The organism is Halomonas sp. PR-M31, from assembly GCF_001039575.1.
In the GTDB taxonomy this organism is placed as follows: domain Bacteria; phylum Pseudomonadota; class Gammaproteobacteria; order Pseudomonadales; family Halomonadaceae; genus Modicisalibacter.
Genome location: NZ_JIBT01000048.1, coordinates 1 through 22,047, shown reverse-complemented (window position 1 = coordinate 22,047; position 22,047 = coordinate 1). Strand labels below are relative to the sequence as shown.

Genomic DNA, 22,047 nt, shown 5'->3' with positions numbered 1-22,047 from the left:
GTAGCATCCTTGAAGATCACAAAGCCATAGCATACCGCCTTGCGCCCCACACCAAAAACGTAGATGTGCCATTACAGCGACTCATCACATCAGGGCCTATGCAAAGCTCATATAAGCGCAGCGCCTGCTATGGTTAGAGTATTCATTCATCCCAAGGAGGGGGAGTTTCAACATGACAATGCATACAAGCACTTATCGCAAACCCTATCGTGGCTTTCTGACAGCGCTAGCACTGGCGAGCCTGATGTCACTTGGCGCCCAGGCAGGAGAGTCCGAACAAATGCTGGAACAAAACCACACATTGTTGATAGGCACCTATACCGACGATCAACTGTATTTGCCCAGTAATACTTATCAGGAAACCGGTCACAGCAAGGGCGTCTATCGCGTGCAGCTGGACGCCCAGGGCAAGTTCACCGTGAAAAGCACGACGCCGGTCGTCAGTCCTTCCTGGCTGGTGGTGGGCCCCAAGGGCCATTATGTTTACGCCACCAATGAGGCGAGCGGACACTCGCCGGGGCAGGTCAGCGCGCTGATGGTGGACCCGGACAGTGGCGTGCTGCATCTGATCAATCAGCGCCCAAGCCACGGCTGGCAGCCGGCCCATGCGGCGCTATCCCCGGACGGACGCTATCTGCTGGTGGCCAACTACTCCGTGGATGCGGGTCATTCCGGCGTATCGGTATTCCCCATCGCGGACAACGGCGCCCTCGAGGAGATGACGCAGTACCTCGGCTATGAAGGGGGTTCCGGCGGCGTCGCGGATCGGCAGGCGTCGAGCCATGCTCACTCGGTCAATTTCTCGCCGGATGGCACCCAAGTCTTCGTAGCAGACCTGGGAGCGGACCGGCTGTATGCCTATCGCTACCGGCCCGAAGCGGACAAGCCCCTGATCGAAGACGATGCGGCCACGGTGGAATTTCAAAAAGGCAGCGGCCCCCGGCACATGGTGTTCGACGAAAGTGGCGAGCATGCCTATGTGGTCACCGAGATGGGCGCTCGGGTCCATCTGTTCGATTACCAGAAGGGAAGGCTCGAACAGCGCAAATCCTGGGCGTTGACCGCGGCGCAAGATCAGGACGCAAAAGCCGGCGGCGGTCTTGGCCTGTCACCGGACGGGCAGTTTCTGTATGTGAGCAACCGGGGCACCCGCAACGAAATCGTCGCCTACCGGGTCGATGCCGAGGACGGCTCACTGAGCGAGGTTGGCCACACGTCGGTCAACGGCAAGGAGCCGCGGGCGCTGTTGGTGGGCAGCGACCATGTGCTGGTAACCAACCAACACAGCAACCAGGTTGTTGAGTTTGCCCGTAACGCGAAAACCGGTGCCCTACGGGCAACCGGTCATGTGCTGGATATCGCGAGCCCATCGGATGTAAAGCGGCTGTCAAAAAACGAAGACTAGAACGGCGTACCCAACGGCTACTTGCTCGACACGTTGTCGCAGGTCGTTCACACGCTAATAGTGCGGGTATCCTATCGGCACCCTGTTATTTCCGCGCGAGGAGTCAGCAATGGCCAACAAGAACCCGTCATGGAAAATTCCGGCCATGGCGACCGGGATGCGTTCTGCCTGGCGGGAAGGCTACGGGCTCGCCGATCTGCGCAAGGATGCAATGGCAGGTTTGACCATTGGCATTCTCGCGGTGCCGCTGTCGATGGCGCTGGCCATCGCCACGGGAGTACCACCCCAGCACGGCCTCTACACGGCAATTGTCGCTGGCGTCTTCATTGCCTTGACCGGCGGCACGCGCTTCAACGTCTCCGGACCCACGGCGGCCTTTGTTGCCATCCTGTTCCCTATCGTTGCCCAATACGGCCTGGGCGGTCTGCTCATTGCCTCCATGATGGCCGGCGTCATCCTCATGGCCATGGGGATCGGACGCATGGGACGGCTCATCGAGTTCGTGCCCTATCCGGTGGTGCTGGGCTTCACGGCGGGTATTGCGGTGGTCATCGCGGTACTGCAGATTCCGGATTTCCTGGGCTTGACCATCGAAAACCTCGGCGAGCACTTCGTCGAGAATTTGATGGCAATCTTTACTTCCCTGCCCACCCTGAATCCGTTTGAGCTGGGTATTGGCGCGTTTACCCTGGCCGTGATGCTGCTCTGGCCGCGGTTGCACATCCCGGTGCCCGCGCCCCTGGTCGGTCTGGTGGTCGGTGCGGTCGCCGCCTACGTGGTCAATCAGTGGTTCGGTGGCGCAGGCATCGAGGTAGAAACGGTGGCGTCGCGCTTCACCTGGGAGATCAATGGCGAAACGGGCAATGGCATTCCGCCAATTGCACCGACATTCATGGCCCCCTGGCTGTTGCCGGGTCCGGACGGCGCGCCTCTCGAGCTGAGCTTCGACCTGATACGAGCGCTGATGGGCCCGGCCTTCGCGATTGCCATGCTGGGGGCCATCGAATCATTGCTGTGCGCCGTGGTCGCGGACGGGCTGACCAAGACCAAGCACGATCCCAACGCGGAGTTGATTGGTCAGGGCATAGGCAACATCATCGCCCCGCTTTTTGGCGGCATAACCGCTACTGCGGCCCTGGCCCGTACCGCGACCAACATTCGCAGCGGCGCCCGTTCACCTATTGCGGCCGTGATTCATGCGGGAGTCGTACTGCTGGCAGTAGTCGCTCTCGCAGGCCTATTGGGTCTTGTGCCCATGTCTGCTCTGGCGGCACTGCTGTTCATCATCGCCTGGAACATGAGCGAAGCCCGGCACTTTTTGCACACGCTGCGCTCCGCGCCTCCGGGCGACGTGGCGATTCTTGTCATCTGCTTCGGTCTCACGGTGTTTTTCGACATGGTGCTGGCGGTGGCCGTGGGGATAGGGCTGGCGGCGGCGCTGTTCATTCGCCGTATGGCGCTGCTCACTCGAACCGATCGTCTCGATAGCGACAGCCATCCAGGCATCGACGGGCTTCCCGCCGAAGTGGCGGTCTACAACATCAATGGTCCCTTGTTCTTCGGCGCCGCCGAAAAGGCCCTTACGTCGCTGCATACGATAGATTCCAAGGTTCAGATCATCATCATCGATATGCATGACGTGCCCAGCATGGACGGCACCGCCATCGTGGCTCTTCGCTCCCTGATCGATGAGATGCATCGCGAAGGTATCGCCCTGATTTTGGTGGGATTGCCGGCGAGGATCATCGTCAAGCTGCGCCGTGCCGGCATTCGTAAGACCCTGGGTCTGCTGACCTACTCCCGAGGGCTACAGCAGGCTCGCGAGGTCGCACTGAAGTGGCATGAAAAACGTCGTGTCGATGTTGCTGAGCCAGGCTAGCCACCTTTCCAAGGCGTCTGGATACTCGCAACATCAGACGAAAACCAGCTTTTGGACAAGGCTTTACAATATTGCTTCGAAGGATTCAGGCAAAATCTGGCCGCCGTCGACGATTAGCGTCTGGCCGGTGATGAAGCGGGCCTCCGGTGTCGCCAGAAAACAGGCAGCGTGGCCGATATCCTCTGGCGCTCCCAGGTCCTTGACTGGCACCGAGGCCGCCATTTCCTTCAGGTAAGTTTCTCCTTGGGCTTCCAGCCCTTCGGTACGGATATTGCCCGGCATCACCGCGTTGATCGTGATGCCTTCCTTGGCGCACTCGAGTGCCGCGGAGCGCATGAAGCCGAGCTGCCCTGCCTTGCTGGCTCCGTAATGCGCCCAGCCGGGGTAGCCTGTAATAGCGCCGGTAATGGAGGATGTGATCACGATGCGACCATAGCTTCGTTTGCGCATGGCAGGCAATACCGCCTGCACCATGAAGAAGGTGCCGCGTAGATTTACCGCGATCATTTGCTCCCACTCTTCCGGGGTCATCTTCTCTATGCTGGCCTGGGGAAAGATGCCGGTATTGGAGCAGAGGATATCCAGACGCTCATGACGTTCCATGACTGTCTCGACCACACGCTGACAGCCGTCCCGGTCGGTCACGTCAAGCGGCTCGAAGGCCGCACCCAATGCTTCTGCAGTTTGCTTGCCTGCTGCCGCATCGATATCGGCGATCACCACCTGTGCTCCTGCCTTGACCAGCACGCCAGCAATGCCCTTGCCAATGCCTTTGGCGCCGCCGGTCACAATGGCTACCTGATCGTCTAGTGCAAACATATCCCTCTCCTGAATCGTCACTATGTTGATGCTCGGGGTGTTCAACACCAGCCTAGGCGTTTTGCAGGAAACTGCCTTGATACGACTCAATGTCGTGTTGCCGATTCAGCATGCTTGTCAAAAGACAAAAAATATCGTGCGACAACATATTGGCATCACGGACGCCAGTAACCCGTTGCAGTTTTATCCTTCCTTGCCATCCGCTCGGGCACTAAGCAAGGGTTTGGTGTAAAGCATCAAAAACGTGGCATAGGCCAGGCACCACAGCAAAATGCTCAAGCTCAGCATCCAATGGGTGGCCTGGGGCCACAGCGCAGGCACCAGTGCGCGGAAGAACGCGGCAGCCAGCATCAGGCCAAGGGCCAAGCCGATGCCAGGCAAGGTTTCGATGGGGCGACCGGTATGACCCAGGGAGACTCGGGAAATCATGGCCAGAATCATGGTGCTCATGCCGCCCACGGTCAGGGCGTGAATCGCCAGAGTGGCAGGTAGCAGGCTCAGCTGAGCCAGGCCGAACATCAGCAATCCCAGCGCCACGAAGCCGTAGCTGGCATGAAGCCCCCATAGCAGCGGTTCATGCAGGGCACGCCATCCTTCCCAGCGCATCAAGCGCCAGAGATTGGCGCCTCCAGCCAGCAGGGCAATCACAGCAGTAGCAACGGCTGGCACCACAAGTCCCATCATCTCCAGCAGCAGAATCACCACCAGTGCCGCGACACTGCCGATCGCCACTTTTTCCAGCACCGGGAATGGCTGAGGCTTCGGACGCTTCAAGCGCAGGGAGGTAAAGAACGGAATGACGCGACCGCCGAGAATGACAATCAACAGGCTGATCAGCAGCACTGCGAGATAAGCCCCCTGGCGTATCAACTCCCCGTCGCCCCGCAAAACGCCCGCATGCATCAAGCCATTGGCCACGAACAGCAGCGTCAGTACCGGCAGAAAAACCAGATTGCGCCACTGCTTCACCCGAATTACCAGTCGCGCCATGATCGCGGTCACCATCGGCACAAACGCAAGATCGACCAGGGCGATCAATAGCGGATCGAGATCCCCAAGCGCTTGAGGAAACGCCAGCAACAGCGCCCGGCAAGCCATAGCGCAACCAGTCCCAGCAGCGGCCAGCCCTTGATACTCGGTTGGCCGGTCCAGTTCTGCACCGCGGTGAGTAGAAAGCCGCTGACGATGGCGATCACGAAACCGAACAGCATCTCGTGCTGATGCCACCAGATCATGCCACCCATGGGCTCAATCAGCATCACCCCATGCCAGAAACCGCCCCACACCAGCATGGCCAACAGACTGAACAAGGCCCCCAGCAAAAACAGCGGGCGAAACGCCAGGCGCCACAGCGGCATGAGCCGGGTCAGCTGAGCGGATTGAGGAAGGCTTCTTTCATTCATGATGGTTTCTCGTGGGAAGCGATTTAATATGCTTTCTACATGCATCTTATTATAGCCGAACAACGCCGAGGACTGTCTATTCTCGGCGAATTCCTAACCTTTACTCCTCAGTGGCTCGTTCCCTCTTCATAGCGCGTCTTGTTCCAAACGTTGTACTTACCCGAAGGCTTATCCATGGGAATGCGCTGAAGCTCTTCCAATGTCTTGGCATCGTAGACGATCACCGCGCCGTCTCGGTCCCAGATGCTGAGCAGCAGCTTCTCGCCATAACGATCGAACTCGACGTGAGCGGCGGTCTTGCCCGGTGCGGGCTGGAGGGTCTTGACGATTTCGAGTGTTTGCTTGTCGATCACATGCACCTTGTCACTGTTGGGACCGAAGAACACATCCACCCAGGCATAGGGAGAGTTTTCGTGACTGCGCATAAAGAAGCCAGGCCCCTGGGTTTCAATGTTTTTGACCAACGACCAGTTTTGCATGTCGAACACCGAGACCAGGCCCTTGTTGAGATGCGGAATCGCCATCACTCGTCGCCCGTCAAGCATCCAGGTCACACCGGCCCCGAGATGGGGCATGCCTTCCAACGGCAGATCGGCGATCTTCTCGCTGCTGTCCAGATCGATCACTCGCGCCCCCTGGCCACCTCGAGCGGCGCCCACCAGATAGCGATAGTCGGGGCCAAAGAAGAAATCGTCGAGATAGTCTTCCACCGGGATGCGACGCACGTCGAAGTTGGGTGTAGCGTGGCGTTGGCTACGGTCAGGCCGCGCCTCGATAGGATCTTTCATGTGGCCGGTTGAGACCACCGCTGAAGTCGGTTTCGGCCAAGGAATTTCCCAGACTTCCTTGATGTCCTTCAGAGCGGCGATGAAGCTGCCCCGAGGCGGGGCTGCATAAACGGCGCTCACCCGGGAAGAGTCGCCGTTCTCGTTCACCGCCGGATAGACCTTCATTGGAGCCAGATCCTGAGCGGCGAACAGCACCAGGCTGTGCGGCAGGTAGTTGGCGGCCATCACGTAGCGACCGTCTCCTGAGACCGCGATGTTGCGCATGTTGATACCCGCGCGGACCTCGGCCACCATCTTCTGATTATAGATATCGTACTTGCTGATCCAGCCGTCCCGAGAGCCGAAGAAGACATAGCGCCCGTCCGGGGTGTACTTGGGGCCGCCGTGCAGCGCATAGCGACTCTCGAAACGGTCGATACGCTCGAAGCTGTCGCCGTCGAGCAGGCTCACATGATGATCGCCGGTCTCCACCACCAGGAACAGGTTCAGCGGGTCCGCATCGAAGGTTGGCTCGTCCGGCAGGCTGCCAAACGGATGCAGCACCTCGTGGCTCTGCTTGATATCCGCCATGGTCCAGGTTGGCGGCGCATCCGGCGGCGTATAAATCCACGTTGCCACGGCGTCGCTTTCGGCAGGGGTCAATACGTCGTCGAAGCCCATCATCTGGGTGGCCGGACGTCCTTCTCGAATCACCGCGATGGCTTCATCCTGCTTGAGCCGGGATAGATTACCCGGCAGCAGTGCCGGCCCCATGCCGCCTAGCCGGTCAGTGCCGTGACAGCTGGCGCAGTGGGTCTGATAGAGCGATTCGGGATCGGCCTGCTCTGCCAGGGCCGGCCAGGTCAGCAGCAGCGCACTCAGCGAGAGTGCCTGAAGTACATCACGTTTCACCATGCCACGGCTCCCAGCACCTCGTGGGTCTCGGCATGCACTGCCTGGGACTGAACCACCGCCAGAGTATCCGCCAAGCGCACCACTTCACCGACCACGATCAGGGCCGGCGGCTTGAAACTCTCGCGCTCGATGGTCGCTACGAGCCCCTCCAGCGTGGTCAGCGTCTGGCGCTGCCCGGCGGTGGTGCCCCGCTCCACGATGGCGACCGGATGATTGCCGGGCAGACCGTGACGCTGCATTTCTCGGCTGATCAGCTCGGCATTGGCAAGGCCCATGTAGAACACTACGGTCTGATGCTTTGCTGCCAAGGCCTGCCAATTGAGTGCCAGGCAATCGTCGCCCTTGCAGTGGCCGGTGACGAAGGTCACGCTTTGAGCAAAATCGCGATGGGTCAGCGGAAAGCCGGCGTAGGTCGAGCAGCCAGATGCCGAGGTGATGCCCGGCACCACCCGAAACGTCACGCCGTGGGTGATGAGATATTCTGCCTCTTCGCCGCCACGCCCGAAAATGAACGGGTCGCCGCCTTTCAGGCGCACCACCCGCTTGCCCTGGCGAGCAAGGGTTACCATCAGGGCGTTGGTCTCGTCCTGGGTAAGCGCATGACAGCGCGACGCCTTACCGACATAGTAGGTTTCGGCATTCTCAGGCGCCATCGCCAGAATGTCCTCGGAGACGAGCCGGTCGAACACCAGCACTCGGCCTGCTGCAGCAACGCCAAGGCGCGCAGGGTCAAAAGCCCCGGATCACCCGGCCCGGCACCGACGATGGCGACTTCACCTTTGGCCAAGGGCATTTCGGTGAGGTGATAGCAAAAGCGTCGCGTTTGCGTGGTCATGGTCTTTTCTCCCCTTCGTATTCTTTTTCTGAATCTCAAAGCTCGACGGTCTGGATGGTGCTCATGGGTGCATCAACGCGGCGTGCGTCGCCACGCACGCCGATTTCCTCGTTGGTCAGATAGCAGCCCGGATCCTCTTCCCAGGGGTCGCCGCTGACTTTCCAGGCCCGCACCCGGGTGTTGCCGTTACAGATCGCCAGATACTTGCACTCGCCGCAGCGTCCCTTGACCGGGCGCGGATGCTGACGCATTCCCAACATCAGTGGGTCTTGGGTGTCGCGCCAGATCCTGGAGAAGGGGGTATCGCGTACATTGCCCAGGGAGTGATCCCACCAGAAGGTGTCCGGATGCACCATGCCAAGGTTGTCGATGTTGGCGATGTTCTCGCCGGAGGCGTTGCCGCCCCACTGCTCCAGGCGCTGGCGCAGGGTTTTCACTTGATCCGGAAAGCGGCTTTGTGCCCATTGCAGTAGAAAAGGCCCGTCGGCGTCGTTGTTGCCGGTGACGTATTCTCGCTCGACGCCACGCTCGAGTTCGTTCAGGCAGTGGTCGAACAGCAGCGTCATGGCGTCTCGGGTCATCTGATACCAGGCATCTTGCTTGCGATGCCGATGTCCGCGTCCGCCGTAGTTGAGGTGTGACAGATAGAACTTGTCCACGTCATGCTCGTCGAGCATGGCGAGAATTTGTGGCAGTTCCTGATAGTTGTGCTGGGTCAGGGTGGTACGTAGCCCGACCTTGATGCCGTGGGCCTTGCACAGCGCTACCGCGTGCATGGATTCACGAAAAGCGCCCTGGCGCTGGCGAAAGACGTCGTGGGTTGCCTCCAGCCCATCGATGCTGATGCCCACGTAGTCGTAACCCGCGGCGGCGATTTCGGCGATGTTGTCTTCGGTAATCAGGGTGCCGTTGGTGGAAAGTCCGGTATAGATACCCAGCTCCTTGGCACGCCGGGAAAGCTCGAAGATATCCGGACGCATCAGGGGCTCGCCGCCGGACAGAATAAGCGCCGGCACGCGGCAGGTTTTGAGATCGTCGAGAACGGTCAATGCCTCATCGGTTGACAGCTCCCCGGCAAAGTCGATGTCCGCCGAGGTGGTATAGCAGTGCTTGCAGGTCAGGTTGCAGCGGCGAATCAGGTTCCAGATCACCACCGGCCCCGGCGGCTTGCGGGCAGGGCCGAGTGGCGTCGGCTCCAGCAGGGTCTTGATGTAGCGGGTTACGCGAAACATGGTGCCTCCTCGTCAGAACCCATTAAATGTCTACTGCACTCGGTGATACTGCGTTGAAATTTCTCTCAAAATGCTCATTTACTCCGTGTAAACTGCGCTTTTTCGATAAATTTCGCCTTGTCTCACCATCGTTCGTAACGACCTTGAACGGATTCTCGGTCACGTTACTCAGCTATATTTGGGCGCTTAGCCAGGCGCAGGCCGGTCTTCTTGAGAATGCGCGAGCTGTAGAGAATGCGGCGATCCCGGCAGGCATCACCCAGCAGTTCCGCAAGCTCTTCCGCTTGACGCTCGACCTCCTCCCGGCTGCGGCCATGAAGCATGGCGAACAGATTGAAAGGCCACTCGGGCAAGTGCCGCGGCGCCGGTAGCAGTGGCTGACCCCGGGATGACGGGCGATCTCACGACTCAGGCGCTCAATCTGGTCGTCCTCGACATCCCATACGGTCATGCCGTTGGCCACGTAGCCAAGTCGGTAATGATTGGGCACTGCGGCAATGCGCCGGATCACACCGGTCTCCTGCATGCGCTGCATGCGCCGGCGAACCTCCTCGGCGCTCATGCCTATCTGCTCGCCGACCGCCGCCCAAGGATCACTGACCAAGGGCAGGCCGGACTGGGTCGCCAGCACGATGGCGCGATCCTGCTCATCGAGCGCAGGGTCAGTGGTTGAATCAGACCGGCAGGTGAAGTCGGACATGAAACTCCTCCTGCTTGGGCATGTTGTAGACGGTATAGCCGGTAGCGGCTTCGATGGCGGCGATCACATCGGAAATGCGCTCCGGGGACTCCGTCGCCAGCACGAACCACATATTGAGACGATGCTCGCGACGATAGTTATGGGCAACCTCGGCAAAGGCGTTGACCTGCTCGGTGACGGCATTGAAGTAGATTTCCGGGATGGCCATGGCGGCGAGGGTCAGCCCTCCACCCAGGCGTTCGGCGTGATACATGGGGCCAAAACGACTCAGCACGCCGCTTTCACACAAGTCGTTCAGGCGTTCGAGCAGTAGCCGCTCTTCAAGGCCGAGCTCCTCGGCGACTGCCGCGAAAGGGGCCTCAGTGATCGGCAGGCCGTCCTGTAGTCGGTTGATGATCAGACGATCGATGTCGTCTAGCTTGGCGATGTCCTGTTTGGTGGTTGACGCTGACATGGATTGTTTTCCTTATTCGCCCGTCGGTTCATTCACTGATGTAGCGCGCGCCGTGCTGACGATAGGCGTGGGTACTGAACAGCACCTGGTGAGGTATTGCGTCGAGCGCCTGGCGCGTCATGATGGCATCAAGCTCGGTCAATACCCGGGAACGCTGGGTGCCGTGAATCATGCAGAACAGATTGAATGGCCAGTCCGGCAAGCGCCGTGGCCGGCGATAGCACAAAGTCACCGCAGGCTCCGTGGCCAAACGACGACCCACCGCCGCAACCTGATCGTCCGGCACGTCCCACACCACCATCGCATTCGCTCTGATGCCCAGGGGCCGATGCTTGATGACCAGCCCCAGTCGCTTGATCAAGCCTTCCGACTGCCAGCGCTCAATGGTGGCCATGACGTCTTCTTCATCCATGTCACACTGCTTGGCCAGGGTCTGCCAGGGCCGAGGCGTCAGGGGCAGCCCCTTCTCGATCAGGGCCCGCAGGCGCTGCTCGGCGCTGGCGTTGTTGGATATCGGCGCGATCTGGTTCATGGGTTCTCGAGCTCCTGCCAAGGAATGGGAAAACTCAGATCGATATGAAAGCCCTCGAGCATCGGCAGCCGCAGCAGCGGTCGACCCAGTTCGGCTTCCAGATGATCGAGCCGCTTGTCGAGTTGCTTCTCGTCGACGGCGGTCATGACGAACCAGAGATTAAACTCATGCTCCCGGGCGTAGTTGTGATTCACCCCGGGGGCGCGATTGATGAGCTCTGCCCATGCCTCCTGCTCGTTCTCCGGCACCGCGACGGCGGCCAACAGACTCGCGCCAGCCTGGTGTGCTCGAAGACCGGCCCCACCCGGCTCAGTACGCCGAGTGTCTGCAAACGCTCTAGACGCAGGAGCAGTTCGTTCTCGGTGAGGCCTAGCTCATCGGCCATGGCGGCGTAGGGGCGCTCGCAGACGGGAAAACCGCGCTGGTAGCGATCGATCAGACGGCGATCCGGCATATCGAGTTGGTGGATGAGATGAGGCATCGGCACAGCTCACTGTTGATATTGGTAGGACGGGCCTTGCGGCCCGCCTTTCTTTTGCTAGCGGTTTCCTCAATAAACGTCGTGCTGGGTGTTGTACACATTGAACTTCCCGGTCGGTGTGACCAGTCGTTCATCCTTGATGACCTTCTTGAGCTTGCGGGTCTTGTCATCGACGACCACCAGCGCAGACTTCTGCTCCATGCCGTTCCAGACCGAGAACCACACTTCGTCGCCGGCCTTGTTGTACTCCGGCTGCACCACCCGCTTGGGCCCCTCACCCAGGTCCGCCCACTCGGCGATCGGCAGCACCTCGTAACCTGCCTCGAGATTGCCGATGTCGTAGACCGCCACGCTCTGGCTAAGGTCTTCGGTCGGGTTCAGCGGGGTATCGACGTAGAGGTTGCTGGATTCCGGGTGGGTCTTGATGAACAGCGAACCGCCGCCCTGACCTTCCAAGGTACGCACTACCTTCCAGGCCTTGTCCGCATGCCCTTCCGGGTCGGTGCCGATCAGCGAAATGCTGTTATCACCCAGGTGGCTGGTGGCCCAGACCGGGCCGTTCTCAGGATCCTCGAAGTTGGCGCCGCGTCCCGGGTGCGGAATCTTGCCTACATCGATGATGGCCTCAAGCTCTCGATCCTTGGAGTCCACTACAACGATCTTGTTGGACTCGTTGGCAGCGGTCAGGAAGTAGCGCATGGAGCTATCCCAGCCACCGTCGTGCAAGAAGCGCGCTGCTTCGATCTCGACGATATTCACCGCTTCGAGGTCTTCGTAGTTGACCAGCTGAATCTTGCCGGTCTCCTTGACGTTGACGATGAACTCCGGATGCTCATGAGAGGCAACGATGGCCGCTACCCGAGGTTCCGGGTGATAAACCTGCTCGTCCACGGTCATGCCGCGAGTGCTGACGATCTTCTTGGGCTCCAGGGTCTCGCCATCCATGATCACGTACTGAGGCGGCCAGTAAGCGCCGGCAATGGCGTACTTGTCCTCAAAGCCCTTGTACTTGGAGGTCTCTACGGAGCGCGCTTCGAGACCGATTTTCAACTTGGCCACCGTGGTCGGCTCTTTCATCCATAGATCGACCATGTCGATGACCGCATCGCGGCCGATGACGAACAGATAACGACCAGAGGCGGACATGCGCGAAATATGCACCGCATAACCGGTCTCCAGCACCTTGACGATTTCCTTGCTATCGCCGTCGATCAAGGCGATCTGGCCGGCATCGCGCAGGGTCACGGAGAACAGGTTCTCGAGTTCCAGATCGTTCATCTGCTTGGTGGGTCGCTCCTCCGGCGGCACCATCACTTCCCAGGACTCTTTCATCTTGTCCATACCGAATTCCGGCGGCACCGGCGGTTCGTGCATGACGTACTTGGCCATCAACTCGACTTCATCCTCGGTCAAGTCTCCGGAGGTTCCCCAGTTGGGCATGCCCGCCGGCGAGCCGTAGGTGATGAACGCCTTGAGATACTCGATGCCGCGTTCCTGGGTGATGTCGGTGGTCAATGCCTTGCCGGTGGCGCCTTTTCTCAAGACGCCGTGACAGCCGGCGCAGCGCTGAAAGTAGATTTCGGTGGCCTTGTTGAACTCATCCTGAGCCATGTCAGGTGCACCGGGGGTGGTGACCATCTTCATGTCTTCTGGTTTGAGTGGTGAACCGCCTGCCCCCTTGTATTTCTGTGTTGCCAAATCGCCCTTGTGTTCCTGTTTGGCGTCCTGTTTCGCCTCTTGTTTGACCGAATCCTGCTGGGCGTCCTGCTGGGCAATGGCTAAAGCGCCAGCGCCCAGCGATGCCATGGCCACCGCCGCGACCAGTGGTTTGAGATATCCCCTCGTGGATTTCATCGTTGCCCTTTCTCCATCAATGCTCGTTGTGAACCGCACTTGTCACCAGGCCACATGCGTTGTTGTTCGGTGCGGACGTAAGCCAGAGAACAGTACCTTTTCACTGGATATTAAATCCGCTGACTAAAATGCATTTAATTTACTTCTTATTGGAAAAACGATTTTTTCAGCATACGAATCAGCTTGTTTATCGGTCTTTTTCTCCTGGTTTTACTGGAATAATCCTGACAGCGCTCAACCGGGGCGTTATTGATCGGAGTCAAGATTTATCTCGTTAAACGATGTGAAACTTTGAACATGCATATTAAACGCACTTTTACTTTTGCGAGGCTTGTACATGCGTTATCGCCACTGGGGAATCGCGTCGTTGCTTTTGCTAGTGGCATTCGGCGCGGTAGCGGACCCTCCTCCAAATCGGCAGACGGAGCTTGAAACATTGCTCTATCAGGACTGCGGCTCCTGTCATGGCATGACCCTGGGCGGCGGCCTCGGCCCTTCGCTACTACCCGAGCGCATGGCGCGATACGACGTGACTGCCATCACCGCCATCATCTTGCACGGGATACCCGGCACCGCCATGCCGCCCTGGTCTGAGCTGTTGACTCGACAGGACGCCGCCTGGCTTGCCAAGCAGCTCAAGAAAAATTCCCCTACCCCCTGATCCAAGGAAGCCCGCGATGATGTTGTCCTCTTTGTTTAAAGCGCTATTGCCTTTCAAGACGCTATTGATCGGCAGTGCGTTTGCCTTGCTGGCAGGCTGCCAAACGCTGACACCAGACGCCGAGCTGCGGGGTACCGGCGATCTCGGCGTGGTGGTAGAGCGTGCTACCGGGAGTGTTTTGATCGTCGATACCAGCGAGCGCGCGGTCTTGAAGCGCATCGAAGGGCTTGGGGATCTTTCCCATGCGTCGGTGAAGTTTTCCCGGGATGCGCGCTATGCCTTCGTCTTCGGTCGTGATGGCGGCCTGAGCAAGGTCGATATACTCACCGGGGAGATCATCGAGCGCGTCATTCAATCCGGCAACAGCATCGGGGGCGCCATCTCGCAAAAAGGCGACTATGTGGCGGTTTCCAACTATGAGCCTGGCGGCGTCAAGATCTTCGACAGCGCCGATCTTGCCCTGGTGGCAAATATTCCGGCCACTTACCAAACGTCTAATGGCGATACAAAACGCTCCAAGACCGTGGGTCTGGTGGACGTTCCCGGTAACGACTTCGTATTTAGCCTGTTCGACGCCGGTGAGATCTGGACGCTGGATATGGTGAACGATGCGCCGCAAATCACTCGGTTTGACAACATCGGCGAGAAACCCTACGACGGCATGATCAGCCCCAATGGCCGTTATTACATTGCCGGTCTGTTCGGTGAGGACGGGTTGGCGCTACTCGATCTATGGCACACAGAACGCGGCGTTGAGCGCATTCTGCCTGATTATGGACGCGGCGAAGAGCGCCTGCCGGTGTACAAGATGCCCCATCTGGAAGGATGGACCATCGCCGGGAACCAGGCTTACTTCCCCGCCGTGGGTCATCATGAAGTGCTCGTAGCGAATGCTCGGGACTGGACGCTGGAAAATCGTATCCCGGTTCATGGTCAGCCGGTATTTGTCATGAGTCGCCCGGACGAGCGCCAGGTGTGGGTCAATTTCGCCCATCCGAAAAACGACGTGGTGCAGGTCATCGATACCCAGAGCGGCGAGATCATCAAGACGCTGTCACCGGGCAAGTCTGTATTGCACATGGAGTTTACGCCTCGAGGCGAACAGGTGTGGATCTCGGCTCGGGACAGTGACCAGATCAAGGTCTACGATACCGAAACCTTCGAGGAGCTGGTCACTCTGCCCGCGAAATCCCCCAGCGGCATCTTCTTTACCGATCGGGCGCACCGTATCGGGCTTTGAGGAAAAGCAAAGCTCTACATGCATTCGACGTGCTGCTGGTGGCAATCGGCCTATATGCGCCTGGACGGCCTGCAGCATGTGGTTCAACATCTTGAGTAGCCGATGCTTCAGTAGTGAAAACAAGGATGATTCATGGAAACTCAAGAAGCCAAACAATGCGTGCGGCAGTGGCTGCAGGCACTTTTCACCCCCGGCGCCGATTTACAGGCGGTCATGGCGCAACACTGGCCGGCAGAGGCGAGCTTCAAGATCGCCTATCCGTTCGACAATCAGGATCGCGACGGTGCTACCCAGCATTATTACGAGCCGCTGTTTGCAAGCTTTCCCGATATCGCCCGCCGGGAGGACATCATGGTCACCGGTGAAGACGAAGGCGCTGTCTGGGTCGGCATCACCGGCCACTACGAGATGAGCTTTCGTAAGTCCTGGCTGGGCATTCCCGCAACGAATCAGCGCGCGACGCTGCGTTTTGGCGAGGTCTATCGCGTCAGCGATTCAGGACTGACCGAGGCGCAAATCCTGATCGACATTCCCATGCTGATGACTCAGGCAGGAGTCAATCCGCTGCCGCCAAGCCTGGGTAGCGAACTGCCCGTGCCCGGCCCGGCGACCCAGGATGGACTGCTGCAGGACGCCCAGCCGCTTGATGCCTCGAAGAAGACGCTGACACTGGTCGATGACATGCTGGCAGGGCTTGGCGAGTTCGACGGCAAGACGCTGGAATCCATGGCGATCGAGCGCTTCTGGCACCCCAGCATGAACTGGTATGGCCCCTGCGGTATCGGTACCACTCGGGGTATTGCAGGGTTTCAGCAGGGCCATCAGCGTGACTTCGTGATGGCCTTTCCCGACCGTGCCGTGGTCACGGATATTCGTTTTGCCGAAGGCAACTACGCGGTGTCTAGCGGCGTACCCTCGATGCGCGGCACCCACAGCGGAGGCGACTGGCTTGGCCTCCCGGCCACGAACCGGGAAATCACCATGAGCGTGATGGATTGGTGGCGGCGCGAGGGTGACCTGCTGGTGGAGAACTGGGTCTTGATCGATCTGCTGGATATCTACCGTCAGCTCGGTGTCGATGTGCTGGGGCGCATGGAAAAGCGTCAAGCAGGCAGCGCCCAGGCACCGGCATAGCTAGCAATCCCTTCTTTGATGTCCTGATTACCAACCCAATACAAAGCGCGGCCAAGCAAGGGCCGCGCTTTGTGATAACCCGCCCAGGAATCAGCCGCCCCGCGTGGAAAGAACCTCATTTACCATCTGCTCGAAAAAGGTGCTTACCTCTGTTCCCGTCGCGTTCATCATGGTGGAAATGACGCTTTTGGGTGCGAATGAGCAGTACAACCCGGCCTCTAAAAACCAGGGCTTACCTTGGGCATCGATACGAAAATCGAACAGGCTGTAGTGACGACAGCCCAAGGCCAGATGACTCTGCTTCGCCGCTTCCCACACCCGAGACACATCTGGATCATCACCGCCTACCAGCCAGGTTTGGGTGCTGTCCTTGCCGGCGAACGCAAGCCCCCCCTGCTCGTCCTCCTTGAGCTTGCTGGAGTAGGCGCGAATGGGATGAGACTCGGCATCCATGCGGTACTCCTCAAGCGGCAGGCAAATCAGCTCCCCTTGCTGCACGACGATGCCGCAACGCACTTCCCGCCCCAGCTCGATGAAGCGCTCGACCAATACTTCATCAGAGTCCGCAAAGGCTGCCTCGAGCGCTGGGCCGTAGTCACTCTCATGCTTGACCAGAGTCACGCCCAGGGAGTTGTCGGCCTGGGTTGGCTTGACGACCACGGGAGGAGTGAAGCTGGGCGTGTCACCTCGGCGCAGCAGCTCGCTTTCCGGCACCGCCACTCCGGCGGCGGCCACGACTGCCTTGGCCTTGGCCTTGTCCGTTGTCAGCGCCATCACCCCCGGCGTATTGCCGACATAGGGGATATCGAGCAGGTCCAGCAGCGAGCGATAGTTGGTCATCCCCGAGGGGCAGAACATCTGTGGCAAGGCAATGTCGATCTGCTGCTGCGACAGATACTCGACGGCCTCGGCCAAAGAACGTGTCTTGGCTGCAGCAATGTCCGAGTCATCAAGAGAAACGGGAAAGCGCCATTGTTTGTCCGGGGTGACATAGGCGATATGAAAGGTATAGCGAGAAACGTCCGCGATGGCGTCGAGGCAGCTGCGGGCGTAGAAGCGCGACAGATCGCAGTAGAACTGATCGGTAGCAGAGCCGACCAGGTGAAGAATGCAGAGTTTCGACATGATAAATCATTCCCTTGAGTTATCGTGAACGTATAGGCTTCTGACTAGCGCATGCGTTTTATCACAAGACGTTTTAGGTAATTCGATAAAAAATTGCTTGTGAAAACGGCCTTTGGTTGAGTGCCATAAAGGCCGAATGCATCGATATTGCGGCAAAAGGCTGCTTATCCAGGAATTGTCAGCTCAATGCCGTCAAGCGACGTCAGCCGTTGGTCCGCCTCACTGAAATCCTGTTGATTGGTGAATTCACCGGGTGTTGCGATCGTGTAGATACCCGCCTGCTTCGCTGCATGAACGGAAGGAGCGCTATCTTCTATGGTCATCACACTGGCGCTTTCCACCCCAAGACGATCGAGCGCCGAGAGGTAGATATCCGGCGCAGGCTTCGTTTCATCGCAGTCGTCTCTAGTGAGCACTGCGCTGAATTTCGACAGGGGCAAATCCTCGCCCGCCGCCGTTGCAATGGCGTCGATATTGGCCCGGTAGGTGGTTGTCACCAGGGCTAGTTTGAGACCTTGGGACAGCGCACGCTTGATCAAATCGGCAACCCCGGGGCGCAGCGTGATACCGCCTTCCGTGATTTCCCGACAGGCAAGTTCCGTCTTTCTTGCATGAATCTTTTCGATGTCATGCTCACTGAGATTGGCATTCGTTTTCTCGCTGAGACGAGCAAGACGCTTGCGCCCGCCGGAATCGGTAAGCAAGTCACGATAGGTGTCTGCATCCCAGTGCCAGTCGAGACCGGCTTCTTCCAGGGCCTGATTGTAGGCACGGCGTTGAATGTCTGATGTTTCTGCCAGTACGCCGATCGATCCGATGAATAGCGCGGTGGGAGTCATAGATGATTGTCCAAAACAGTTAGTGAGAGTGGGGATTAGGTTATTTGGAGCGTACATTGAAAGCCGTTTCTGAATCGAGCGTCGATTCGTACGCTATCTGCGCTACTGTAGGTACGTATAACGATGAAAGCGATGAAGGCTTACCCCTAGCAGCATAGCCAGCTGATGACACAAGGCTATCATTTCTTTTCACTAGCGTAGTAAAAAACCTATACAAAACCTAGACAAATATTTTGCTTCGATCAGGCTATAGGCCACGGAAGATGCAGAACTCGCCGATACAATAGGCCGACAATTTTACCGCAAGCCTTATAGAGGCCTTTTGGAGAACTGTACTGAGAGCCAATGTCTGTATAATATTCGTATCGATTTTGCCTCATAACTTGCGATCATATTGAAAGGTAAATGCCAATGGAAGGCTTTGGAGTACTCAACTGGACGATCCTGATCGTTTATCTCATCGGTAATCTGATCATGGGCTGGGTGCTGAGCAGAAAGGTGGAGAGTGCCGAGGACTACTATATAGGCAGAAAAACCATTCCTTGGTGGGCGATCGGCCTGTCGGTGCTGGCGACCTATGTCAGCGCGATGTCGTTTTTGGGCGGCCCGGCCTGGTCCTATGGCAGCGGGCTTGGCGTCATGATGATTCAGATCAACTACCCGCTGGTGGTATTTCTGGTCATCACGTTCTTTTTGCCCTTCTTCTACAACAGCGGCGTGGCCTCGATCTATGAGTATCAGGAGCGTCGTTTCGGCAAGAAGGCCCGGGCTGTCATGTCGCTGATCTTCATGGCTACCCAGACCCTTTCTTCTGCGGCGGTGCTTTATGCCACCGCCCTCGTGCTGAGCTTCATCACCGGCGTGGACGTGAACGTTGCCATTGTGGTCATCACGGTGATCGCCCTAGTCTATACCCTGATGGGCGGGATCAGCGCGGTGATCTGGACCGATGTGGTGCAGGCGGTGATTTTGGTGATAGGCGCCGTCGTCATCTTCTATTTTCTGCTGGATCGTCTGCCTCAGTCACTGGTCTCGACCCTCGAGGATCTCAAGGCCCAGGGCAAGCTGAACATCCTGGACTTCTCCTTCGACCCCACCGTCGAGGCAACGGTCTGGTCCGGGGTGATCGCTATGGTGCTTTATCACACCACGGTTTACGGCGCCAATCAGATGGTGGTGCAGCGCGCCCTTGCCGCCAAGAATATCGGCGACGCTAAAAAATCCTTTCTCTTGATGGGATTTGCCGCCTTTTTCATCTACTTCCTGTTCCTGCTGCTGGGGGTTCTGTTCTACAGCTACTACGATGGGCGGGCGTTCGAAAACAGCAACACTATCGTGCTGCAGTTCGCCGCGGACTGCGCCCTGCCCGGCCTGGTGGGCGTTATCACCGCCGCCGTGATTGCCGCGTCTCTTTCCAGCATGGACTCGGCGCTCAACTCCCTGGCGACAGTGACCAGCCTGGATTTCTACGAGAAGTACTTCAAGAAAGGCGCGCCCACGAGCCATTATCTAAAGGCCTCACGCTGGTTCACCGTGGGCTGGGCCATCCTGATCATTCTACCGGCGATGCTTTTCGCTCAGACCGAAGGCTCGGTGCTGCAGCTTCTGACAAAAGTCGGCTCTTATTTTGTCGGCGCCAAGCTGAGCATGTACGCGCTGGGCTTCTTCTCTCGGCACACCAGCGAGCGCGGGCTTTTGATCGGGGTCGTGGCGGGCTTTGTGGCGGTCTGGATCGCGGCCACGCAAACCGACATCGCCTGGCCCTGGTACTGTGCCATTGCCGCGATCGTCAACGTGCCGATCTCCATTGGCGCCAGCCTGCTGCTCGACGGTCGTCAGAGCGAGCTTTCGCCCTATACCATCAAGGGCCAGAAGCAGATGTACCGGGACCATGGCCTGGCCGCCAAGGAAGACGGCTGGTACCGAATCCCTGGCAAGGTGGACCCTATCAGCTGGCTGCTGGTGGTGTTCTTTTTCGCCACCATGGTGTTCTTGTATTTGTTGACGGTCTTTATTTAACGCAAAGCGCCGCTCTCTTGCCTGAAGAGAGCAGCGCTGACAAACCTATTGATCGTTCTTCACGACTCTGACCAGCTGCTTGCCGAAACTCTTGCCGGAGAACAAATCGATGAAAGCCTGAGGGGCGTTATCCAGGCCATCGACGACGTTCTCCTTGTAGTGCAGCTTGCCCTGCTTGATCCATTGACCCAGATGTTCGATGGCCTCGTCGTTTCTGTCCTGATAGTCGTACACCACGAAACCTTTCATCATGGCGCTGTTCTTGATCAAAAGCTGCGGGGCAATGGCGCCGTTATCGGAGGAGGCGTCGTTATACTGAGAGGTCTGCCCGCACACCACGATGCGGGCGTGGTAGTTGATCAGCGCCATTGCCGCCTGGGTGATCTCGCCGCCGACATTGTCGAAGTACACGTCGATGCCGTCCGGGCAGGCATCGCTCAGCGCCTGCTTCAAATCCTTCGCGGTCTTGTAGTTGATGACATCATCGAAGCCTAGCTCGTCACGCAGATAGTCGATCTTCTCCTGGGAACCGGCGGTGCCCACTACGCGGCATCCCTGCATCTTGGCAATCTGCCCGGCGGTCATGCCCACTGCGCCGGCGGCCCCGGATACCACCACGGTCTGGCCTTTTTCCGGTTTGCCGATATCCAGCATGCCGAAATAGCCACAGAACCCCGGAACGCCAACCATGCCAAGATAGGTGGAAAGCGGCGCCACGTCCGGGTCGACTTTCTGCGCCTGGCTGCCATCGGAGACGGAATAGTGCTGCCAGCCAAGTCGTTCGTAGACATAGTCGCCTTCGGCGAAGTCTTTTAAATTCGACTCAACCACCCGCCCCACGGAGCGCCCGGTCAGCGGCTTGTTCAGCTCGAAGGCCGTGGTATGGGACTTGCCCTCCTCCATCATGCTGCGCATGCCCGGGTCCACGGACAGATACAGCGTCTGAATCAGCATCTCGCCATCGCCCGGGGTGGGTACCTCCGCGTCCACCACCTTGAAGTCGTCAAGGGTCGGCGTGCCTTGGGGGCGTTTGACCAACAGCACCTGACGATTGGTTGTGTTCTGATTGTCGGCTTGGTTATCGGATTGCATGCGGATTTCCTTATCACGTTAATGATTTTCTGCTGGTGCTATTCTTGCAGCTATGGCCTGAGGTCGTCGAGCCGCATCGAAGGCCACTGCCGTCGAGTCAGGACGAGATCGCCGCGATGTGCTCCGGGCCCAATCCGCAGCAGCCGCCGATGATCTGTGCCCCCGCGTCGTGCCATTGCCGGGCAAATTGCGCAAAGCGCTCAGGCGTGATGGTATCCACGAAACGCCAATGGGGCATTTCCAGATAGCCGGAATCCGGATAGGCCATGAGCAGGCCTTGGTGTCTTTCACCCAGGATGGTGAGGGCATCTTCGATGAGCTCGGCGCTCGTATGCATGATGCCTAGCACATCAAACTGCTGGCGGGCTGCCAGATCGACGATGTCGCTGAAGGACGTGGTTTGCTCATGCCAGGAACATAGACCGTTCTGCTCATCTCTGGCCGCGGACATGCCGCACCAGACCGGCAGCGGAGTATCGCCCAAGGCATCGAACATCGCCGCCATGCGCGCCGGGATCGACATCATCTCCAGCAGCAGCAGATCAGCGCCGGAGGCTTATGAATGCCAGCCAGCTCACGAAAGGCCGCGGTCATGACTTCAAAAGAGAGCGGCTCGGGAGCGGCGGCGCGATAACTGCCCTTGGCGATAGGCACCATGTGG

General features: G+C 58.6%; 19 protein-coding genes and 3 pseudogenes. 6 read left to right on the top strand and 16 right to left on the bottom strand.

Features of this window, described 5'->3' with window-relative positions; all coding sequences use genetic code 11:
- The first annotated feature begins 172 nt into the window (after window positions 1-172).
- Together CH74_RS13450 and dauA are read left to right on the top strand one after the other, a co-directional pair.
- A complete protein-coding gene (locus tag CH74_RS13450; protein ID WP_082140429.1) occupies window positions 173-1,405 on the top strand; it encodes a lactonase family protein in 1,233 nt (410 codons plus the stop codon).
- 109 nt (window positions 1,406-1,514) lie between these two features.
- On the top strand, window positions 1,515-3,284 hold the full coding sequence (dauA, locus tag CH74_RS13445) for a C4-dicarboxylic acid transporter DauA (protein WP_048308054.1): 1,770 nt from the start codon (window positions 1,515-1,517) through the stop codon (window positions 3,282-3,284).
- 63 nt (window positions 3,285-3,347) lie between these two features.
- Here dauA and fabG read toward each other — a convergent pair whose 3' ends face one another.
- The 12 genes and pseudogenes from fabG to CH74_RS13395 form a co-directional block, all read right to left on the bottom strand.
- Window positions 3,348-4,103: a 3-oxoacyl-ACP reductase FabG gene (gene fabG, locus CH74_RS13440; RefSeq protein ID WP_048308053.1), complete on the bottom strand. Its 756-nt coding sequence runs from the start codon at window positions 4,101-4,103 to the stop codon at window positions 3,348-3,350.
- A 183-nt stretch (window positions 4,104-4,286) separates the two neighbouring features.
- A pseudogene (locus tag CH74_RS13435) lies at window positions 4,287-5,461 on the bottom strand (NnrS family protein).
- A gap of 152 nt (window positions 5,462-5,613) precedes the next feature.
- Window positions 5,614-7,188 (bottom strand): nitrite reductase, encoded by a 1,575-nt coding sequence (locus tag CH74_RS13430; RefSeq protein WP_048308052.1) that lies wholly within the window; start codon window positions 7,186-7,188, stop codon window positions 5,614-5,616.
- Window positions 7,182-7,981, bottom strand: a pseudogene (gene cobA, locus CH74_RS13425) (uroporphyrinogen-III C-methyltransferase). The gene CH74_RS13430 and the pseudogene cobA overlap by 7 nt, the downstream one beginning before the upstream one ends.
- Before the next feature lie 77 nt (window positions 7,982-8,058).
- Window positions 8,059-9,255: a heme d1 biosynthesis radical SAM protein NirJ gene (nirJ, locus tag CH74_RS13420; RefSeq protein WP_048308051.1), complete on the bottom strand. Its 1,197-nt coding sequence runs from the start codon at window positions 9,253-9,255 to the stop codon at window positions 8,059-8,061.
- A 164-nt stretch (window positions 9,256-9,419) separates the two neighbouring features.
- Entirely contained in the window at window positions 9,420-9,578 is a 159-nt protein-coding gene (locus tag CH74_RS20075; RefSeq protein WP_367379124.1) for a hypothetical protein, read from the bottom strand.
- Between the two features lie 89 nt (window positions 9,579-9,667).
- Window positions 9,668-9,955 (bottom strand): annotated as a pseudogene (locus tag CH74_RS20070) (Lrp/AsnC family transcriptional regulator); the annotation flags it as partial.
- Window positions 9,930-10,409, bottom strand: a complete 480-nt coding sequence (locus CH74_RS13410; RefSeq protein WP_048308050.1) for an Lrp/AsnC family transcriptional regulator — start codon at window positions 10,407-10,409, stop codon at window positions 9,930-9,932. The pseudogene CH74_RS20070 and the gene CH74_RS13410, both read right to left, overlap by 26 nt.
- Window positions 10,410-10,437: 28 nt before the next feature.
- Window positions 10,438-10,941: an Lrp/AsnC family transcriptional regulator gene (locus CH74_RS13405; RefSeq protein ID WP_048308049.1), complete on the bottom strand. Its 504-nt coding sequence runs from the start codon at window positions 10,939-10,941 to the stop codon at window positions 10,438-10,440.
- Window positions 10,938-11,189, bottom strand: a complete 252-nt coding sequence (locus tag CH74_RS19640; protein WP_253273070.1) for a hypothetical protein — start codon at window positions 11,187-11,189, stop codon at window positions 10,938-10,940. Before CH74_RS19640 ends, CH74_RS13405 begins: the two co-directional genes overlap by 4 nt.
- The gene (locus CH74_RS19635; protein ID WP_253273071.1) at window positions 11,132-11,422 is read right to left on the bottom strand and encodes a hypothetical protein; all 291 of its coding nucleotides are present in this window, start codon (window positions 11,420-11,422) and stop codon (window positions 11,132-11,134) included. Before CH74_RS19635 ends, CH74_RS19640 begins: the two co-directional genes overlap by 58 nt.
- A 69-nt stretch (window positions 11,423-11,491) precedes the next feature.
- On the bottom strand, window positions 11,492-13,276 hold the full coding sequence (locus tag CH74_RS13395; RefSeq protein WP_048308048.1) for a nitrite reductase: 1,785 nt from the start codon (window positions 13,274-13,276) through the stop codon (window positions 11,492-11,494).
- 337 nt (window positions 13,277-13,613) lie between these two features.
- On the opposite strand from CH74_RS13395, the gene CH74_RS13390 reads away from it, so the two are divergent.
- From CH74_RS13390 to CH74_RS13380, 3 genes are all read left to right on the top strand, one after another.
- Window positions 13,614-13,937, top strand: coding sequence for a cytochrome c (locus CH74_RS13390; protein WP_048308047.1), 324 nt, complete (start codon window positions 13,614-13,616; stop codon window positions 13,935-13,937).
- A gap of 16 nt (window positions 13,938-13,953) precedes the next feature.
- Complete coding sequence (locus tag CH74_RS13385) at window positions 13,954-15,177, top strand: cytochrome D1 domain-containing protein (RefSeq protein ID WP_301280859.1); 1,224 nt, start codon at window positions 13,954-13,956, stop codon at window positions 15,175-15,177.
- 132 nt (window positions 15,178-15,309) lie between these two features.
- The gene (locus CH74_RS13380) at window positions 15,310-16,311 is read left to right on the top strand and encodes an ester cyclase (RefSeq protein WP_053070768.1); all 1,002 of its coding nucleotides are present in this window, start codon (window positions 15,310-15,312) and stop codon (window positions 16,309-16,311) included.
- A 90-nt stretch (window positions 16,312-16,401) separates the two neighbouring features.
- On the opposite strand, the gene CH74_RS13375 is transcribed toward CH74_RS13380, so the two are convergent.
- Both CH74_RS13375 and CH74_RS13370 read right to left on the bottom strand, forming a co-directional pair.
- Window positions 16,402-17,436 carry a D-alanine--D-alanine ligase gene (locus CH74_RS13375; RefSeq protein ID WP_048308046.1) on the bottom strand — a complete coding sequence of 345 codons (1,035 nt, stop codon included), beginning with the start codon at window positions 17,434-17,436 and terminating at the stop codon, window positions 16,402-16,404.
- Window positions 17,437-17,600: 164 nt separating this feature from the next.
- A complete protein-coding gene (locus tag CH74_RS13370) occupies window positions 17,601-18,275 on the bottom strand; it encodes an HAD-IA family hydrolase (protein ID WP_048308045.1) in 675 nt (224 codons plus the stop codon).
- Window positions 18,276-18,686: 411 nt separating this feature from the next.
- Between CH74_RS13370 and CH74_RS13365 the strand changes: the two genes are divergently transcribed.
- Complete coding sequence (locus tag CH74_RS13365) at window positions 18,687-20,294, top strand: sodium/solute symporter (RefSeq protein WP_048308082.1); 1,608 nt, start codon at window positions 18,687-18,689, stop codon at window positions 20,292-20,294.
- Between the two features lie 45 nt (window positions 20,295-20,339).
- Here CH74_RS13365 and CH74_RS13360 read toward each other — a convergent pair whose 3' ends face one another.
- Entirely contained in the window at window positions 20,340-21,386 is a 1,047-nt protein-coding gene (locus CH74_RS13360; protein ID WP_048308044.1) for an NADP-dependent oxidoreductase, read from the bottom strand.
- A gap of 97 nt (window positions 21,387-21,483) precedes the next feature.
- Window positions 21,484-21,927 carry a homocysteine S-methyltransferase family protein gene (locus CH74_RS13355; protein ID WP_301280861.1) on the bottom strand — a complete coding sequence of 148 codons (444 nt, stop codon included), beginning with the start codon at window positions 21,925-21,927 and terminating at the stop codon, window positions 21,484-21,486.
- Window positions 21,928-22,047 lie beyond the last annotated feature (120 nt).

Bases quoted from the DNA above. Each gene is read 5' to 3' on its own strand.
- CH74_RS13450 (WP_082140429.1), top strand. From the start codon at position 173: ATGACAATGCATACAAGCACTTATCGCAAACCCTATCGTGGCTTTCTG.
- dauA (WP_048308054.1), top strand. From the start codon at position 1,515: ATGGCCAACAAGAACCCGTCATGGAAAATTCCGGCCATGGCGACCGGG.
- fabG (WP_048308053.1), bottom strand. From the start codon at position 4,103: ATGTTTGCACTAGACGATCAGGTAGCCATTGTGACCGGCGGCGCCAAA.
- CH74_RS13430 (WP_048308052.1), bottom strand. From the start codon at position 7,188: ATGGTGAAACGTGATGTACTTCAGGCACTCTCGCTGAGTGCGCTGCTG.
- nirJ (WP_048308051.1), bottom strand. From the start codon at position 9,255: ATGTTTCGCGTAACCCGCTACATCAAGACCCTGCTGGAGCCGACGCCA.
- CH74_RS20075 (WP_367379124.1), bottom strand. From the start codon at position 9,578: ATGCTTCATGGCCGCAGCCGGGAGGAGGTCGAGCGTCAAGCGGAAGAG.
- CH74_RS13410 (WP_048308050.1), bottom strand. From the start codon at position 10,409: ATGTCAGCGTCAACCACCAAACAGGACATCGCCAAGCTAGACGACATC.
- CH74_RS13405 (WP_048308049.1), bottom strand. From the start codon at position 10,941: ATGAACCAGATCGCGCCGATATCCAACAACGCCAGCGCCGAGCAGCGC.
- CH74_RS19635 (WP_253273071.1), bottom strand. From the start codon at position 11,422: ATGCCTCATCTCATCCACCAACTCGATATGCCGGATCGCCGTCTGATC.
- CH74_RS13395 (WP_048308048.1), bottom strand. From the start codon at position 13,276: ATGAAATCCACGAGGGGATATCTCAAACCACTGGTCGCGGCGGTGGCC.
- CH74_RS13390 (WP_048308047.1), top strand. From the start codon at position 13,614: ATGCGTTATCGCCACTGGGGAATCGCGTCGTTGCTTTTGCTAGTGGCA.
- CH74_RS13385 (WP_301280859.1), top strand. From the start codon at position 13,954: ATGATGTTGTCCTCTTTGTTTAAAGCGCTATTGCCTTTCAAGACGCTA.
- CH74_RS13380 (WP_053070768.1), top strand. From the start codon at position 15,310: ATGGAAACTCAAGAAGCCAAACAATGCGTGCGGCAGTGGCTGCAGGCA.
- CH74_RS13375 (WP_048308046.1), bottom strand. From the start codon at position 17,436: ATGTCGAAACTCTGCATTCTTCACCTGGTCGGCTCTGCTACCGATCAG.
- CH74_RS13370 (WP_048308045.1), bottom strand. From the start codon at position 18,275: ATGACTCCCACCGCGCTATTCATCGGATCGATCGGCGTACTGGCAGAA.
- CH74_RS13365 (WP_048308082.1), top strand. From the start codon at position 18,687: ATGGAAGGCTTTGGAGTACTCAACTGGACGATCCTGATCGTTTATCTC.
- CH74_RS13360 (WP_048308044.1), bottom strand. From the start codon at position 21,386: ATGCAATCCGATAACCAAGCCGACAATCAGAACACAACCAATCGTCAG.